Genomic DNA, 15,352 nt, shown 5'->3' with positions numbered 1-15,352 from the left:
ACAATCTGCGATGGGAGAACTCGAAACTGAAGCAGAGAAAACGCGGTCCGAGATCGCTTCGTACCTCCGGGAGTTCGCAGACCAACTCGACGGTGGCGGGGATGTGACGCTCGAACTCGGCGGTCAGCAGGTGGCGTTGAACCCGACGAATCCGGTGACCTTCAAGTTGGAAGGCGAGTCCGACTGGTCGGAGGGCGATACGGAGGCCAAACAGAGCATCGAGTTCGAATTAGTCTGGTGGCGTGACGCCCAGACACCGCAAGAGGGAACGTTAGATACCGGTACCGGGGGAGAGTAACGGTCCATCCACCCGGGATTCCGCGTCCGTGGCTTCGAAGTTCTTCACCGATGGGAGTTCAACACGGTCCGACGGCCCCACGTAGGACTGAACGAGGTGGAAGGATACGGAGGAGTCGTTACAAGCCTAGGCCGGGATTTGAACCCGGGCTCTCGTCCTTACCAAGGACGCGCTTTACCGCTAAGCTACCCAGGCGCGTTACGTCGCCGCGCATTCCATGATAGGCCCGGTATCCTCTTTAGGCGTTTCGATTCGCGTCAGGGATCGGTGGCCGACGGGCGGGCCTCGTCGGCCGACTCGAACCGCCGGGGGGTCGGCACGTCGGCCATCGCCTTCGCGACCTCCTCGGGGACCGACTCGGGGGGGTCCGGTCGGTCGCCGCCGAGCGAGGCCGCGAGGTCCTCGACGTAGGCCAGCAGGGACTCGGGGGGCTCGACCCCGAAGGCGGTCGTGCCCGCCAGCACCGCGAGTTCGAACACGTCTACTTCGAGCGCGTGGGGGCGGCTCTCGCGGCCCTGCTGGTCGTCGGTCTCGTCGCGGCCGAACGACTTGACCGTCTCGACCGCCTTGTCGGCGGCCTCGGTGCTCGCGAGCAGTGAGAACCCCCGGGCGACCATCACGTCGGCCGCGAGGATGGCGACGTTGCCGTCGGTGTGGGGCGGGTCGCGGTCCCACGGCACGTCGGCCGCGAGCGCGCGGGTGAGCCTGAGTCCCTCGTAGATGAGCTGGACCCCCGCCGCGCGGTCCTCGATTCCGGCGGTGCTCGCGCTCGGCCCCTCGACGGCGCGGGCCGACGAGAGGGTCAACACGCCCGGCACCATCGCCGACTCGTCCAGGAGCGCGTGGATTCGCTCGCGGAGGGGGTCCGGCGAAACGTCTCGCACCGCTCGTCGTCCCGCTCGTCGTGCCCGGGCGGCCGCTTCCATTGGCCGACTCTTGTGACGGAACCGCCAAAGACCTTTGGAAACCCGCTCCGAGGTTCGGACGTGATACGAACCGCAGACCGACCCGGGGTGCGCGTCGTGACCCTCGACCGGCCGGAGCGGCGCAACGCGCTCACCCCCGACGGACTCGACGAGTTGGAAGCCGCGGTCGCCGACGCCGACCGACCGGTGGTCTCCCTCCGGGGCGAGGGCTCGGCGTTCTGCGCGGGCGCGGACCTCGACGTGGTCGCCGACCTCACCCGGGAGGAAGCCGAGGCGTTCGCCGAGCGCGGCCAGCGAGTCGCCGACGCCATCGAAACGTGCGACACCGTCGTGGTCGCCGGTATCGACGGCCCGGCCCGGGGCGGCGGCGTCGAACTCGCGCTGGCCTGCGACCTCCGGGTCGCAACGCCCGAGGCGACGTTCGCCGAGCCGGGCGCGAAGTTCGGCCTGTTCGGCGCGTGGGGCGGGACCGTCCGCCTGCCCCGCATCGTCGGCGAGGGCGAGGCGCTCGACCTCGCGCTGTCGGGCCGGACCGTCGACGCCGAGGCGGCGCTCCGGATGGGGCTGGTCTCCAGAGTGACCGACGACCCCGGAGCCGTGGCCGACGAACTCGCCGACAACGACCCCGAGACCCTGCGCACCATCGCCGAGCGAGTCCGAGACCGGAGCGACCCCGCCACTCAGCGGGCCCGCGAGGCCGAGGCGTTCGGCCGTCTGGTCGCGCGGGTCGGCGACGGCGTCGCCGACCCGCGCGACCGGGACTGAGGTCGCCGACCCGCGCGACCGGAACTGAGGCCGCCGACCGACCGGAACTGAGGTCGCCGACCGACCGGAACTGAGGCCGCCGACCGACCGCGACTGAGACGGCCGACCGACCGCGACTGAGACGGCCGACCCGTCACCGCGCGCCGACCGAGCCAAAGACTGAAAAGCTCGAAGGCCTACTTCGTCGCCATGGGTTCGGAGGAGTGTAGCCACTGCGGCAGGGAGTTCGACGACGAGGAGGCGTACCTGCGCCACCTGCAGGGCGAACACGGCGACGACCTCGGGTCGATAGAACAGCGTCGGGTCGCGACCCTCGAATCCGACGACGGCCGGAGCGTCGCGGTGTACGCCGGGGTCGTCGGCGTCGTCGTCGCGTTCGGCCTGCTCGGGTACTTCCTGTTCTCCGCGGGCGGCGGTAGCGCCGACGTGGATGCAGAGACGACGCCCAGCGACGTCGGGGCGGTCCACTACCACGGCGCGATAACCGTCGAGATCGGCGGCGACGACCTCGATTTCAGTCGGGATCGGTTCCAGCTTCAGGCCGACCCCTTCCACTTCGAGAACGGCGAGGGCGACCGCTGGCACGGCCACGCGAGGGACGTGACCCTCGAATACGCGATGGGGACGCTCGGCATCGAGGTGAGCGAGGACGAAGTCACCTACGACGACACGACCTACCGCGACGGCGACGGCGCGCGGGTCGTCGTCGAGGTCGACGGCGAGTCGGTGACGCCCGAGGAGTACGTCCTGCAGGAGGACGACGAGATACGAATCGTCGCCGAGGAGACCGGCTGAGGAGTTCAGTCGAGCGGGTCGGGCGACGGCGGGACCGTGCGCTTGTGCTCGCTCCGCTCGTACATCCCCCGGATGCGACGGACCTCGTCTTCGGTCACGGCGTCGACCTGCCGGGCGGTCGCGGCGGCCGACAGCGGGCCGTCGACGTGGAGCGCCAGCACCGCGTCGAGTTCGTCGTAGCCGATGCCCAGTTCCTCCTCGTCGGTCTGGCCCGCCCAGAGCCCGGCGGTCGGGGGCTTCTCGACCAGTTCGTCGGGGACACCGACGTGGCCCGCGAGCTGGCGGACCTGCTGTTTGTAGAGGTTGCCGATGGGATGACAGTCGACCGCGCCGTCGCCGTACTTGGTGAAGTAGCCGACCGCGGCCTCGCTGCGGTTGCCGGTGCCCAGCACCAGCGCGCCCTCGCGGTTGGCGACGAGGTAGTTCAGCACCGCGCGGGTCCGGGCCCGGGCGTTGCCGACCGCCATCCGGTCGTCCTCTGCCTCGGGGTAGGTGTCGAGCAACGTCTCGACGATGGGGTTGATCTCGAACACGTCGTGGGGGATTCCCAGCTCCTGGGCGACCCACTCGGCGTCGCTCATGTTGTCGTCGTCGCTGACCGCGCCGGGCATCACCAGCCCGTGGAGTTTGTCCTCGCCCAGCGCCTCGACCGCGAGGTACGCCGTCAGCGTGCTGTCGATGCCGCCCGAGAGCCCCAGCACCGCCTCGTCGGTTCCGGCCGCGTCGGTGGCGTCCCGGATGAACTGGACGATGTGTTCGCGCTGGGCTTCGAGTTCGTCGTCGGAGAAGCGCAGGTCTACCATGAGAGGGTGTTGGAGGGGGCTCGACTAAAATACGGGTGGCACGGGCGAATTTGTGGACGAATGGTCGGTCTCCGGAGGGTCGGGCTGAAGCGCTACGTTGAAGTGCCGGGCGGGAGAAATGACGGATGAAGCGCCGGTGTCTGACCGAGCGAAGCGAGGTCAGGCTCGGCGCACAAGCGAAGCGCAGTGCGCCGGTGTCCTCGTGAACGAAGTGAACGAGGGCTCGGCGCGTAAGCGAACGAAGTGAGCGCAACGCGCCGGTGGTCTAGTGGTAGGACATGAGCTTCCCAAGCTCATAGCCCGGGTTCAATTCCCGGCCGGCGCACTCGAATTCTCTCGATTACGACAGGCAGGGTAGGTCTGGCGTTTTGTTCGTCGCGGCGTGTAACTCCGAGACCGTCTCGAAGTCGAGGAAATCGACGCGGTCGCGGATGGGGCCGAATCCGGTCTGGTCGATTCGCTTTTCGAACTGCCCGCGTCGAGTCTCGTCGGCGACGACGACGAAGTTCGCGTAGTAGTCCTGCAGGTCCAGAAATTTGTGGAGCGAGTTCTGGAAATCCGTAGAGAACTCGACCTCGAAGAGACTGGCTGGCATCCGACGGTCGTTGAACCAGACCACGTCGACCGTGCTGGCGCGCTGGACCAGTTCCCGGTAGCCGAACTGCGGAAGGGAGTCCAGCGTCCGAACGTCCCCCAGTGTTCGGTCCAGAAACTTCCGGTTCTTGTCCTGAGAGGGCACCCAGGTGTCGGCCCGTCGCGCGTTCCCGGTTTCGGCCAGTAGCCCCTGGAAGTACCAGTGATCGTACTGCTCGCGCTTCTCATTCGGAACCGACGCGGCGGTCACATGCGCCGGTAGCTCGTCGTATCGGTCCTGCAGAGCCCAGAGTCCCGGCCGGACCTTGACGAACCGGTCGCGTTCCTGTACGATTCTCCGGATGCTGGCGTTGGGCGTCTTCGTCCCCCACTCGCTTCCCTCGACCCGCGGCGCGTGCTGATACAGGTGCTTGAGCGTCGCGTAGCCGTCGTTCTCGCGCATCACCTTCTCGACGGCCTCGTACTGGTACATATCGGCGACTGTGATCGGAAACACGAAAGTATTCCTACTGCTTCCGAGGAGTCAGCGAGGACCACTCCTCAAACGCCCTCGTACCCCTCCTCCACCAACCCCAGAACCGCCTCGGTCTCCTCGACACCAAATTTCATCGGTCGACGCCACCACGGCCCCTTCCCCGAATCGCTCGATAGCTCGGTCACCACCCAATTCGCTTCCGACCCCGTCTCGGGGGAACTCAGCGGGACCGCGGTCTCGAACAGGCCCGACTCGTCCTCCTCGCCCAACAGCAACACCGCGGCGTCGAACTCCTCGCGCTTGACGTGGGCGTTGTTCCCGAACTCCGCTCGCACCTCCGCCGGGAGGTCCGGGTAGTCCTCGCCCGCGACGGGGTCGCGCGCGAGTCGGAACCCGCCGACGAGGTACGCGCCCCAGTCGGGCGCGATCCACTCCCGTTCGGGGTCGCCCCGCGCGGTCAGGGTGGCGTAGAACAGCGCGTAGTCGCCCGCCGCCAGTTCGAGCAGGGGCCGGGCCTTCACGCCGAAGGGGTCGCCGTAGGTGTGACGCTCGCACTCGGGGTACTCCGCGAACTCGGGGTCGAGGTGGACGGGCGAGTCGAGCGCCGCCGGGGGAATCTCGGTTTCGAGGTCGAGGTCGGCGTAGGTCGGGACCGACACCGACTCGCGGGTCGGGGACTCCTCGGGGATGGGGACGAACTCGAACGACCCGTCGGGGAAGACCGGGCCGCGCACGCCCGGCGCGTTCGTGTTCGCTCCCACGTTGATGGCGACGGCGCGGGGCATTCGGGCGTTTCGAGGAGCGCTGGCGGCAAAGAGGTGTCGTTACGGTTCGTGTCGGTGTTCCACAGATACCCGGCCGACCTACCCAAGTGTCGAGTGAGAGGTCACAATCGTTATCACGTTCCCCGACCTACTCCAGTGATTGAGGTGCGTTACCGTGGACCACTATACGGGGGACTCGCCGTTCGTCGACATCGCGTATCTCGCGCGGTCCGAGCACCGCGTCTCGACGCTCGTCGCACTGACCGAGCGCCCCCGGAGTCGCTCCGAGCTCTGTGAGCTGACCGGAGTCTCGTCTTCCACGATGCGCCGGACGCTGGACGAGTTCGGCGACCGGCTCTGGGTCCGTAAAGACGGCTACCAGTACGTGACGACGCGTCTGGGCGAGGCGGTCGCATCCGGGATGGAAGAGCTGATCGACCGCGTCGAAACCGAACGAGAGCTTCGGTCCGTCTGGAACTGGCTCCCCGAGGAGATCAGCGAGTTTCCGTTCGAGATGTGGTCGGACCTGACCATAACCGTCGCCGAGCCCGACGCCCCGTATCGGCCGGTGGCGCGGGTCAAGTCGCTTCTCGGGCAGACGACCACCGTCCGATTCCTTCGCCCCGAAGTCGCGCTGATGGACCTGTGTTTCGACCTGCTCCATCGACTGGTCGGCGAGGGCGTCGACGCGACGTTGATCGACCGACCCGACTGTCACGCGTACTTCCTCTCGACGTACCCCGACCGCAGTTCGGAGATGGTTCGACAGGACAACTTCACGGTACTGGAGCACGACGACCTTCCTCCGTACGGAATCGGTCTGCTCGACGAACGCGTCGCGATCAGCTGTTACGAGCGCGACAGCGGAACGGTGCACGCGGTGATCGACACCGACGCACCGGCGGTCCGCGAGTGGGCGAAGTCCGTCTACGAGACCTACCGGTCGAGTGCACGCCCGGTCGAACCGCGACAGCGCGCCGAGTAGGGGCCCCGACGACGCGATTCGACCGATTCCGTTCGGCGTTTCCGTCCGGGAGCGACGCGTGGCGTCTACCGGGCCGAGGACGGATGGTAGACTGCAGTCGCTGGTCCAGTGGGTGGATTGCAGTCGCTGGCCCAGTGAGTAGCAGACTCCAGTCGCTGGTCCTGTTGCAGTGGGTGTGAGAATGCCAGAGACTGCCGGGTTTCCACGAAATAGCTACACTATCTTCGGATTCGTACTGGTACTCGCCGAACGGGGGGACGAACGGTTCCCCGGTCGGCACAGGAGACGACGCCATGACAGAACAACGACGGCTATCGCACGGTATCGACCTCGGAACGCTCGAAGGGTTCGCCGAACACGCCGCGGAGAATCCCGAAGCAGTTCGGCTCGGGCTGGGAGCGTCGGCGACCTACGAGGGGACGGCCGCCCACAGCCTGGCGAAGGTCGACAGCTACGAACTCGGCGGCGACACCATCAGCCGCGACACCCGCGAGTACACCATCCCGTACGGTGCCTGGAAGGAGGTACTGGACGCCGGTGGATGGGTCGGCGGAACCGACCGACTCGAACCGGTCGAGGCCGCGCTGTCGGCGCTGGCGGCCTGCATCAACGTCGGCATCACCATCAACGCCGCCGCCAACGGCGTGGACCTCGACCACCTCCGGACGCGGGTCCGGACCGATTTCGACCCGGCAGTCCTCTTCGGCCTCGCGGAACTCAAGGAGGCCGACTCGGTCTTCGAGAACCTCACCGCCGAGGTCGAGATCGACGGCGAGGACCTCGACCGGGACCTGATCGACGAGTGGGCGCGGCGGGCACCCGTCTACACGTTCGTCTCGCTCGCCCAAGACGTCGAGATGACCATCGAGACGCCCGCCGAGGTGGCGGGCGACGACTGACCGGTGACCACCGATGAGCGAATCACTCGACACGGACAAGCTCGAACGCGAGGTCAAGTCGATGTACCGGGACGTCGCGGAGTCGGCCGACGCGGAGTTCCACTTCGAGACGGGTCGGGACCTCGCCGACCGCCTGGGCTACGACCCCGACGACCTCGACTACGTTCCCGACGCGGCGGTCGACTCGTTCGCGGGTGTCGGCTATCACTTCGACCTGGCCGAACTCGAACCGGGCGAGGCGGTGCTCGACCTCGGTAGCGGGTCGGGAATGGACGCCTTCGTCGCGGGGGTCCACGTCACCGAGACCGGCACGGTGACGGGTATCGATATGACCGACGAACAGGTCGAGAAAGCCCGCATCCTCGCGGCCGACAACGGCTTTCACAACGTCGAGTTCCGCCGCGGGTACGTCGAGGACCTCCCGTTCGAGGACGGGACGTTCGACGCGGTGCTATCGAACGGCGTTATCAACCTCTCGGCCGAGAAGGGCCGGGTCTTCGAGGAGGCGAATCGAGTGCTCGGACCCGGCGGGCGGGTGGCGGTCGCCGACATCATCAGCGAGCAACGGATGCCCGACACCATCAAGAACGATGCGGACCTCTGGGCGGCCTGTATCGGTGGGGCCGCTCAAATCGATAGCTACACGTCGCTCGTCGAAGCCGCCGGGTTCGAACTGAGGCAGGTCCGGGAGAACCCCCAGTACGAGTTCGTCTCGGGGCGCGCAACGAACGCGTGCCGGAAATACGGCGTGAAGAGCGTCTCGCTGAGCGCCCGGAAACGGTAGCACGAAATCCGAGCGGGCGCGAGCGAAGCGCCCGGACCGACGAGGAGAGGTCCCGGACGCAGGGAGGAATGCCGGACGCAGGGCGGAATGCCGGACGCGAGGCGGGGAGGGGTCCGGAGGAACTCACCGAGCGGTCATCGGACTCACGCAGTTGCGACAGTAGGTGAACCCCGTCTCGTTCTCGGTGCCACAGCGCGGGCAGACCACGACCGAGGGGTCCGTGTTCCGGGGCCGGTCGTCGAACTCGCGAATCTCCTCGACAGCCGCGGGGTCGCCGTTCGGCGGGGTCGAGCGGAACAGCGTGGCGCTGTCGTCGTCGCGCTGGAGGTACCGGTAGATGAACAGCTGAAGGAGGGAGAACAACACGACGTAGAGGACGATCCATCCCCACACGTCCATATCATGGTATACGGTATCATGGTACTTTGCTTTTCGGTCGGGGCTCGAACGCGTCCGACCGACGGCGTCGCCGTCGGTCGGGTCACGCGGGCAGGACCCGGAGCACGCGGTCGTCTTGGGGCGCTGGCATCCCCCTGCCGTCCCGGTTGCTGGTCGTGACGTAGAGGTGGTCGTCCGGCCCGACGAGGGCGGTCCGAAGCCGACCGTACTCGTCGTCGAGGAGGCGCTGGTCCTCGACTACCGACTCGCCGTCGATGCGGGCGCGGTGGAGGTGTCGACCCGCGAGCGTCCCGAAGAAGAGGTCTCCGCGCCACTCGTCGATGGGACCGTCGTAGAAGGCGGCGCTGGCGGGCGCGACGGTCGGCGTGTACGACGCGACGGGGTCGGTGAACGCCTCGCGGTCGCTCGGTCCCGTCACCTCCGGCCAGCCGTAGTCGTTCCCGGCCCGGAGGACGTTCACCTCGTCGTCGGTGTCCGGGCCGTGTTCGGTCGAAAAGAGGGTCCCGTCGCGCCACGCCAGCCCCTGAGGGTTCCGGTGGCCCGTGGTGAACACCCGGGGGTCGCCGCCCTCGGGGTTGTCGGGGTGGGGGTCGCCGTCGGGGGTCACCCGGAGCACCTTCCCCGCGAGCGAGTCGGGGTCCTGTGCGCGTCGGCCCTCGCCCGCGTCGCCGGTCGCGACGTAGAGCGCCCCCTCGGGACCGAACGCGATTCGACCGCCGTCGTGGACGGTTCCGGCCGGAATCCCGTCGAGGACGACCGTCTCGACCGCGAAGTCGTCGCCCGCGTCGTGGCGGACCACCCGGTTTTCGAGTCCGTGGTCGGTCTCGTACGTCCCGTAGGTGTACGCGAGGCTCGGGTCGTCGGGGTGGAAGGCGAGCCCGAGCAGGCCGCCCTCGCCGCGGTGGGCGATGGCGTCCGAGAAGTCGGCGACCTCCGCCCGGGACCCGTCGTCGGGGTCGACCCGCCGGACGCGGCCGGGTCGTTCCGTGAGGTGGAGGACCCCGTCGGGGTCGAAGGCGGCCCCCCACGGGATTTCGAGGTCCATCGTCACGGTCTCGGTCCGGAACCGGACCGCCGCGGGTTCGGTCCCCCCGGTGGTCGCCGACCGTCCCCCCGCGCTCCCGTTGCATCCCGCGAACCCGGCCATCCCCGCGGCCAGCGCCCCCAGATACGCGCGCCGCTGCATGGACCCGACGGACGACGCGCCGAGAGAAAAGTCCGATGGTCGGACCCCGCGAGCCGAGTCAGTTCGGCGGGTTCAGGTCGCGCTGGAACTCGTCGAAGACCTCGAGGTCCTCGGGGAGCTCATACTCGATCCGTCTGTCCTCCTTGTCGCCGCCCTCGGCGTCGAGGGGCGCGGCGACGTCCTCCCAGCCGGGCTTGACCTTGACGCTCTTTGCGGGCTGGCCGACCGCGATGTGGTGGGCGGGCACGTCGCGCTGGACCACCGACTTCGCGCCGACGATGGCGTTCTCGCCGACCCTCACGCCCGCGCGAATCATCGAATCGTAGGTGATGCGCGCGTCGTCCTCGATGACGGTGCGGTAGTTCGTGACCTCGGTCTGGTCGACCACGTCGTGGTCGTGGGTGTAGACGTGAGCGTCGTCGGAGATGGAGACCCGGTCGCCGACGGTCAGCTCGCCGCGGTCGTCCAGATGCACGTCGTCGTGGACCACGACGTTGTCCCCGACCGAGATGTTGTGGCCGTAGGTGAACGTGATGCCCTTGAAGAACCGGCAGTCGTCGCCGCACTCGGCGAACAGGTGGTCGGCGAGCATCGCGCGGAACCGGAGCGCGAACTCGACGTTGTCGGCCATCGGGGTGGCGTCGAACTGCCGCCAGAGCCACTGGAGGTGCTTCGAGCGCCGGAACCGCTCTTCGTCCTTCTCGGCGTAGTACTCGCTCTCCAGCGTGGCGTTGCAGGGGTCGTAGCTCCGCAGTCGGACCTCCTCGGCGGGCGAGACGCGCTCGCCGTCGGTCCAGCGGTCGTAGGCGTCCCGGTCGCCGTGGAGGTCCACCAGCACCTCCTCGACCACGCCGCAGATGTCCTCTTCGCCAGCGAGTCGGTCGTCTACCTCGGCGATGAACGCTTCGAGGGAGTCCTCCATCTCGTCGGGGAGGCGTACGTGTCGTTTTGTCATGTGGGGTCCTCCGAATCTACTACCCGATAGTTGTCATCGAGTCTTGATGGGGGTTTTGGTTGCGGCGGTACGGGTCGATACCGGCCGAACCCCTTCGTTTCGTCCGGAAACCGCGAGCAAGCGTCGGGACAGTCGTCGATTATTTCACTTTCGCCGCGCGCTCGCGGCGCGAGCGCGCGGCGAGAGCGGTGGGGTCGAGGGTGTGGCGAGGGCTCGGGTCGAGGGTGTGGCGAGGGCTCGGGTCGAGGGTGTGGCGAGGACTCGGGTCGAGGGTGCAGCCCGGTCGGCCCGAGAGCGGAGTTGGGCCCCGCTCTCAGGCCAGGAAGACGTGGCGCGGCCGGTCGGCCAGCACGTCCCGGCCCCACTCGACGGTGTCCGAGAAGGCGTCGCTCCGGAAGAAGCCCATCGCGTCCTCGCGGGACTCCCACTGGCTGGCGATGAACATGTCGTTTTCGTCCTCACGGTTGGCCAGCAGGTCGGTTTCGAGGTGGCCCTCGGTGTCTTCGAGCACGCCGCCGACCGTCTCGAACTTCTCGACGAAGTCCTCGCGGTGGTCGGGCTTGACGGTGTAGAACATCCCCATCGTGCCGAAGCCGCTCTCTTCGCCCGCTCGGCCCACGATGCCCGGCAGGTCGGCGAGGAACCCGCCCGCGGTGTCTGCGGCGCTCTGGGTCTCCCAGATGCTCACGACCGCCGAGCGGCCGCCGTGGGGATTCTCGTAGACCGCGGTCTTGACGTGGGTGTCGTAGTGGTCGAAGTTCTTGCGCAGGCCGTCGACCTCCTCGAACAGGTCGTCGGGGTCGGCCTCCGAGTAGAGCACCATCGCGTACACGTCCTCGCCGTGGGGCTTGCCCGCGTAGATGTCGAGGTCCTGGAGTTCGCCCCGGATGGACCCCGAGTCGTCTCCGCCCGACTCGTCGCCGTGCCCGTGGTGGCTCTCGGCGTCGCCGTGGGGATGGCCGTCGCTCTCGCCGTGGGGGTGTCCGTCGCCCTCGCCGTGGGGATGGCCGTCGCTCTCACCGTGGGGATGGCCGCCCTCGGGCGAGGCGTCCCCGCCCTCGGCGGGGACCGCCTCGCCCGCCATGAACGCGGGGAGGTCCTCGGGCGGGAACTGGCGGCCGAAGTAGAACGGGCCGAACTCGGCGTACTTCGAACTGCTCTCGTCGAACCGGAGTTCGTACAGCAGGTCCTTGATGTGGACCGGGTCGTTGCTGAACAGGTCGACGCCCCACTCGTAGTCGTCGAAGCCGATGGAGCCGGTGATGACCTGCGTGACCTTCCCCGCGTAGGTCTTGCCGATCTCGCCGTGGGTGTCCATCATCTCTGCGCGCTCGTCGAACGGCAGGTCGTACCAGTTCTCGCCCGCCGCGCGGCGCTTGTCCATCGGGTAGAAGCAGACGAACTCGCTGTCGGGAATCTGGGGGTAGAGCTTGCTCTCGGCGTAGCGCGCGAGGCCGGTGTCCTCGATGTCCTCGGGGTCGTTCGTCATCTCCTCGTTGGTGTACCCGCCGACCTCGGTCACCGAGACGTACGAGTCCGAGCGCTCGGTGTACTCGGCGAACGCGGTGTCCTCGAACGCGCGCTCGGCGGTGTCGAGGTCGGCCATCGTCGGCCGGAAGTGAACCACGAGCAGGTCGGCCTCGTGGCCCAGCATCGAGAAGACCGCCGAGGAGCCCTCCTCGGCGTCGGTCACGTCCACGCGGTCGCGCAGGAACGAGACGCCCTCCGCGAGCGCGGCCTCGCGGTCGCGCTCGGGCGCGGCCCGCCACGCGTCCCAATCCACGGTCCGGAAATCGTGCAGCGCGTACCAGCCCTCGTTGGTCGCCGGGGGTTCTCTCGTCATGCACGGAACTCGGGCCCGCGGCGGTAATAGGTTTTTGAGTCGGTCGCGGTCGCGCACCTCGGCGAACTCCTCGCCGAGTGGGGCGGTAGACGGCGGTGTCGGCACTCGCGCCGGGCGTCACAGGCGCAGGCGGCGGTTTCCCCGACCGAAAGCCTTTCAAAAACCGGGTCGGAACGTTTCAGCAATGCGGAAAAGCGGCCCGCCGAAAGGCCTCATCTCGTACCTCGTGCTCGAACTCCTCGACGAGAGACCGCGGTACGGATACGAGATACTCAAGGAGATCAAGTCCATCAGCGGCGGCCACTGGGAGCCCTCCTACGGGTCGGTCTACCCCATCCTCTACAAGTTCGAGGAGAAGGGATGGGCCGAGCGCATCGAGCGCGCCGACGAACCCGACCGCAAGTACTTCGAGCTCACCGACGCGGGCCGCGAGGAACTCGAAGACAAGCGCGAGGAGACCGGCGGGAAGGGCCGGGAGTTCGCCGACGTGATTCTGGGATTCTACCACGTCTTCGTCGCGTTCGCCACCGACGACCGCTTCGAGGTCGAGCGCCGACCCGGGGAGTGGCAGTTCGACGAGGAGTTCAGCGCGTGGATGCTCGAACAGCTCATCCGCCACCACGAGCGCGACTTCGAGGAGTTCGAGCGGATTCCCGACACGCCCGAGGAGTTCTACGAGCGGATGGGACTGGACGACGGCGAGGGCGAATAGCGGGTTTCGGTCGAGAGCGATTGCCGTCGAGCGTCGTGCTGGCGGGGCGGTTCGGGCTGAGATTGCGGGTGCCGAGTCGCCTCTCCCGGGAGTCACGGATGGCGCGTCTCTAGCTACTGCCGTCACCAGTGAGAACCGCACCGCGACCGCAGGCCTCACCCCTCCCCAACCTCGACGGCCGCGCGGTTCCGCGCGGCCGTCTCCCTCGCGCGCGTTGCTCGCGCGCGCCGGTGGCTGGTGACGCCTCGTGTGAGTGATGACGCCTCGTGTAAAGCGATGGCCCGAGTGATGAGACTACGATACGAGAATGAGCGGCGAAACGAGCGTTGGGAGCGCCGGGAACGCGGCCTACCCGGCCAGCAACTGCGGGCCGAACACCATCAACAGCAGGCTGACCAGCATCACGAGTCCGACGGTGGTCGTGACCATCGTGGTCACCTGCCGCCCCTGACTCGTCGGGAGCCGCGAGACGACCGCCTCGGTCCCCATCCGGAGGATGTGGCCCCCGTCGAGCGGGAACGCCGGGATGCAGTTGAAGAAGCCGAGGTTGAGGTTTATCCACCCGGTCCAGAACAGGAGGTTCGCGAGCAGGAACAGCGCCCCGGTCCCGAGGAACGACAGCGGGCCGCCCTCGGCGACGAAGAAGCCGCTGTTCCACGCCACGAACCCGGCGAAGTTGTGCCCGGTGCCCAGCGTGACGCTCGCGAACGGGAGCAGGAGGACCCCGAGCACGCCCGAGAGGAACGACGCGATGGGTCCGGAGACGGCTCCGGGGATGACGTTGCCGAACTCGCCGCCGAGCAGGCCGAGGTACTGGCCCGCGGGGTAGAGGTCGACCCCGACGCTACTGAACGTCACGCCGCTGGTGCCCTGAATCGGCAGGATGCCGACGATGGCCTCGCCGTCGTTCCCGGTCCCGAGTTCGACCGAGTACTCCTCGCGAGCGCCGTCGACGTAGGCCTCGACCGTCACGGTCTCGCCCGGTTCGTACTCGTCGAGCGCGGCGGTCAGGGCGGCGGTGTCGGCCGTCCGCTCGCCGTCGATGGCCGTGATGACGACCGCGTCGTCGGCGGGCATCCCGGCGTCGTCGCCCGGGCCGCCCTCCTGTACGGTTGCCAGCGCACCGATGGGTCCGGTGACCGTCTCGCCCGACTCGGTTTCGAGCGTGGCGACCGTGCGGTCGGCGACCGCCTGCTCGAAGCCGTCCTCGGTGTGGACCGCGGTCCCGTTGACCGACGTGACGGTGGTCGGGTTCTCGGGGTCGACCGAGAGCGCCGATTCGAACGGCGAGTCGGGGTGGAAGTCGCTGACCAGCAACGACCGTTCGAGGTTGCGGGTGTCGCCGTTCGCGAGCGTCACCTCCACGCTCCGCTCGTCGCTCGCCGAGAGGGCCTCCCGGAGGTCGTCGTTGGTCTCGACGGTCGCGCCGTCGACGGCGACGATTCGGTCGCCAGCGCCGAGGTCGGCCGACGCGGCGGCCGACCCGGGCAACACGGCCCCGACCGCTGCGCCCGACGCGACGCTGATGGAGCCGACGACCGGGCCGAACAGCAGGACGAACGCGAGCAGGGTCACCGCGAAGTTGTTGGTGACCCCTGCCGCGAACATCCGGCTCTGGCCCCCGCGGTCGGCGTTTCGACGGCTCTCCTCGTCGGGTTCGACGAACGCGCCGATGGGGAGGACCGCCAGCGTCGCGAGCCCCATCGAGCGGATGTCGATGTCCTCGACCCGGCACATCAGGCCGTGGCCGCCCTCGTGGACCACGAGACCGACGAGCAGGCCGAACAGTATCTCTGGCGCGACCGACAGCGGGAGGAAGTCGTTGACCCCCGGAATCACGAGGACGTTCCGCGGCTGGTTCGCCGGGGACGCGGCGGGCGGGTTCTGGACGACGAGGACCGCCTGTACCACCAGCAGGAGGAACGTGCCGAACATCACGACCAGCGCGATTCCGAGCCCGAAGTTGCCCCACGCGCGCCAGAACCGCTTGGGGGTCGCGAGCCAGTCGAGGAACTCCCGTCCGCGTGTGGTGTGGATGGTAGTGATCGGACCCTGCGTCCCGATGTAGGAGGGCAACAGGCCTCGCGAACCGAGCGCGAGCATCGCGAACCAGTACAGCGCGAGCCCGACGAGTACCCACACGAGCGTACCGTTCATCGCGCGAAAGAA

16 protein-coding genes and 2 tRNA genes are annotated in these 15,352 nt (G+C 68.1%); 8 read left to right on the top strand and 10 right to left on the bottom strand.

The genetic code is table 11. The features are described 5' to 3' along the window. Positions 1–10: 10 nt before the first annotated feature. Positions 11–298 (top strand): amphi-Trp domain-containing protein, encoded by a 288-nt coding sequence (locus NGM10_RS10765; protein ID WP_368408664.1) that lies wholly within the window; start codon positions 11–13, stop codon positions 296–298. A 123-nt stretch (positions 299–421) separates the two neighbouring features. Here NGM10_RS10765 and NGM10_RS10760 read toward each other — a convergent pair. Beyond that, a tRNA-Thr gene (locus NGM10_RS10760) sits at positions 422–493 on the bottom strand. Between the two features lie 62 nt (positions 494–555). Further along, the gene (locus NGM10_RS10755) at positions 556–1,224 is read right to left on the bottom strand and encodes a DUF7114 family protein (RefSeq protein WP_438267138.1); all 669 of its coding nucleotides are present in this window, start codon (positions 1,222–1,224) and stop codon (positions 556–558) included. 60 nt (positions 1,225–1,284) lie between these two features. Between NGM10_RS10755 and NGM10_RS10750 the strand changes: the two genes are divergently transcribed. Both NGM10_RS10750 and NGM10_RS10745 read left to right on the top strand, forming a co-directional pair. Further along, entirely contained in the window at positions 1,285–1,989 is a 705-nt protein-coding gene (locus tag NGM10_RS10750) for an enoyl-CoA hydratase/isomerase family protein (RefSeq protein WP_253478484.1), read from the top strand. 189 nt (positions 1,990–2,178) lie between these two features. After that, positions 2,179–2,784: a hypothetical protein gene (locus tag NGM10_RS10745; RefSeq protein WP_253478481.1), complete on the top strand. Its 606-nt coding sequence runs from the start codon at positions 2,179–2,181 to the stop codon at positions 2,782–2,784. Between the two features lie 5 nt (positions 2,785–2,789). Here the strand turns inward: NGM10_RS10745 and NGM10_RS10740 are convergent, their stop codons facing one another. Next, positions 2,790–3,587, bottom strand: a complete 798-nt coding sequence (locus NGM10_RS10740; RefSeq protein ID WP_253478477.1) for an NAD+ synthase — start codon at positions 3,585–3,587, stop codon at positions 2,790–2,792. A gap of 254 nt (positions 3,588–3,841) precedes the next feature. On the opposite strand from NGM10_RS10740, the gene NGM10_RS10735 reads away from it, so the two are divergent. Next, positions 3,842–3,912, top strand: a tRNA-Gly gene (locus NGM10_RS10735). 15 nt (positions 3,913–3,927) lie between these two features. Here NGM10_RS10735 and NGM10_RS10730 read toward each other — a convergent pair. Beyond that, complete coding sequence (locus NGM10_RS10730) at positions 3,928–4,653, bottom strand: type II restriction enzyme NmeDI-related protein (RefSeq protein ID WP_253478474.1); 726 nt, start codon at positions 4,651–4,653, stop codon at positions 3,928–3,930. A 68-nt stretch (positions 4,654–4,721) separates the two neighbouring features. Then, positions 4,722–5,441 carry an Nmad3 family putative nucleotide modification protein gene (locus NGM10_RS10725; protein ID WP_253478469.1) on the bottom strand — a complete coding sequence of 240 codons (720 nt, stop codon included), beginning with the start codon at positions 5,439–5,441 and terminating at the stop codon, positions 4,722–4,724. 154 nt (positions 5,442–5,595) lie between these two features. On the opposite strand from NGM10_RS10725, the gene NGM10_RS10720 reads away from it, so the two are divergent. From NGM10_RS10720 to NGM10_RS10710, 3 genes are all read left to right on the top strand, one after another. Next, the gene (locus tag NGM10_RS10720; RefSeq protein WP_253478466.1) at positions 5,596–6,405 is read left to right on the top strand and encodes a helix-turn-helix transcriptional regulator; all 810 of its coding nucleotides are present in this window, start codon (positions 5,596–5,598) and stop codon (positions 6,403–6,405) included. Positions 6,406–6,698: 293 nt separating this feature from the next. Beyond that, the gene (locus NGM10_RS10715; RefSeq protein WP_253478463.1) at positions 6,699–7,304 is read left to right on the top strand and encodes an OsmC family protein; all 606 of its coding nucleotides are present in this window, start codon (positions 6,699–6,701) and stop codon (positions 7,302–7,304) included. A 13-nt stretch (positions 7,305–7,317) separates the two neighbouring features. Further along, the gene (locus NGM10_RS10710; protein WP_253478460.1) at positions 7,318–8,088 is read left to right on the top strand and encodes a methyltransferase domain-containing protein; all 771 of its coding nucleotides are present in this window, start codon (positions 7,318–7,320) and stop codon (positions 8,086–8,088) included. A 123-nt stretch (positions 8,089–8,211) separates the two neighbouring features. On the opposite strand, the gene NGM10_RS10705 is transcribed toward NGM10_RS10710, so the two are convergent. The 4 genes from NGM10_RS10705 to NGM10_RS10690 form a co-directional block, all read right to left on the bottom strand. Next, positions 8,212–8,487, bottom strand: coding sequence for a DUF7577 domain-containing protein (locus NGM10_RS10705; RefSeq protein WP_253478457.1), 276 nt, complete (start codon positions 8,485–8,487; stop codon positions 8,212–8,214). Positions 8,488–8,569: 82 nt separating this feature from the next. Then, the gene (locus NGM10_RS10700) at positions 8,570–9,673 is read right to left on the bottom strand and encodes a PQQ-dependent sugar dehydrogenase (protein WP_253478454.1); all 1,104 of its coding nucleotides are present in this window, start codon (positions 9,671–9,673) and stop codon (positions 8,570–8,572) included. 58 nt (positions 9,674–9,731) lie between these two features. After that, positions 9,732–10,628 (bottom strand): acyltransferase, encoded by an 897-nt coding sequence (locus NGM10_RS10695; protein WP_253478451.1) that lies wholly within the window; start codon positions 10,626–10,628, stop codon positions 9,732–9,734. A 313-nt stretch (positions 10,629–10,941) separates the two neighbouring features. Further along, the gene (locus NGM10_RS10690; protein WP_253478448.1) at positions 10,942–12,471 is read right to left on the bottom strand and encodes a heme-binding protein; all 1,530 of its coding nucleotides are present in this window, start codon (positions 12,469–12,471) and stop codon (positions 10,942–10,944) included. Between the two features lie 184 nt (positions 12,472–12,655). Here NGM10_RS10690 and NGM10_RS10685 point away from each other — a divergent pair, with 184 nt between their 5' ends. Beyond that, positions 12,656–13,183, top strand: a complete 528-nt coding sequence (locus NGM10_RS10685; RefSeq protein ID WP_253478445.1) for a helix-turn-helix transcriptional regulator — start codon at positions 12,656–12,658, stop codon at positions 13,181–13,183. Positions 13,184–13,531: 348 nt separating this feature from the next. Here NGM10_RS10685 and NGM10_RS10680 read toward each other — a convergent pair whose 3' ends face one another. Further along, entirely contained in the window at positions 13,532–15,340 is a 1,809-nt protein-coding gene (locus tag NGM10_RS10680) for a site-2 protease family protein (RefSeq protein WP_253478442.1), read from the bottom strand. Between the last annotated feature and the right edge of the window lie 12 nt (positions 15,341–15,352).

It is taken from the genome of Halorussus salilacus (genome assembly GCF_024138125.1).
Classification (GTDB): domain Archaea; phylum Halobacteriota; class Halobacteria; order Halobacteriales; family Haladaptataceae; genus Halorussus; species Halorussus salilacus.
Note: the sequence above shows the minus strand (reverse complement) of the source record. Positions and strands in the feature narration are given on the sequence as shown.

Coding starts and splice junctions, on each gene's coding strand:
- NGM10_RS10730 (WP_253478474.1), bottom strand. CDS start 4,653: ATGTACCAGTACGAGGCCGTCGAGAAGGTGATGCGCGAGAACGACGGC.
- NGM10_RS10765 (WP_368408664.1), top strand. CDS start 11: ATGGGAGAACTCGAAACTGAAGCAGAGAAAACGCGGTCCGAGATCGCT.
- NGM10_RS10685 (WP_253478445.1), top strand. CDS start 12,656: ATGCGGAAAAGCGGCCCGCCGAAAGGCCTCATCTCGTACCTCGTGCTC.
- NGM10_RS10710 (WP_253478460.1), top strand. CDS start 7,318: ATGAGCGAATCACTCGACACGGACAAGCTCGAACGCGAGGTCAAGTCG.
- NGM10_RS10705 (WP_253478457.1), bottom strand. CDS start 8,487: ATGGACGTGTGGGGATGGATCGTCCTCTACGTCGTGTTGTTCTCCCTC.
- NGM10_RS10690 (WP_253478448.1), bottom strand. CDS start 12,471: ATGACGAGAGAACCCCCGGCGACCAACGAGGGCTGGTACGCGCTGCAC.
- NGM10_RS10715 (WP_253478463.1), top strand. CDS start 6,699: ATGACAGAACAACGACGGCTATCGCACGGTATCGACCTCGGAACGCTC.
- NGM10_RS10700 (WP_253478454.1), bottom strand. CDS start 9,673: ATGCAGCGGCGCGCGTATCTGGGGGCGCTGGCCGCGGGGATGGCCGGG.
- NGM10_RS10740 (WP_253478477.1), bottom strand. CDS start 3,587: ATGGTAGACCTGCGCTTCTCCGACGACGAACTCGAAGCCCAGCGCGAA.
- NGM10_RS10680 (WP_253478442.1), bottom strand. CDS start 15,340: ATGAACGGTACGCTCGTGTGGGTACTCGTCGGGCTCGCGCTGTACTGG.
- NGM10_RS10725 (WP_253478469.1), bottom strand. CDS start 5,441: ATGCCCCGCGCCGTCGCCATCAACGTGGGAGCGAACACGAACGCGCCG.
- NGM10_RS10695 (WP_253478451.1), bottom strand. CDS start 10,628: ATGACAAAACGACACGTACGCCTCCCCGACGAGATGGAGGACTCCCTC.
- NGM10_RS10745 (WP_253478481.1), top strand. CDS start 2,179: ATGGGTTCGGAGGAGTGTAGCCACTGCGGCAGGGAGTTCGACGACGAG.
- NGM10_RS10755 (WP_438267138.1), bottom strand. CDS start 1,224: ATGGAAGCGGCCGCCCGGGCACGACGAGCGGGACGACGAGCGGTGCGA.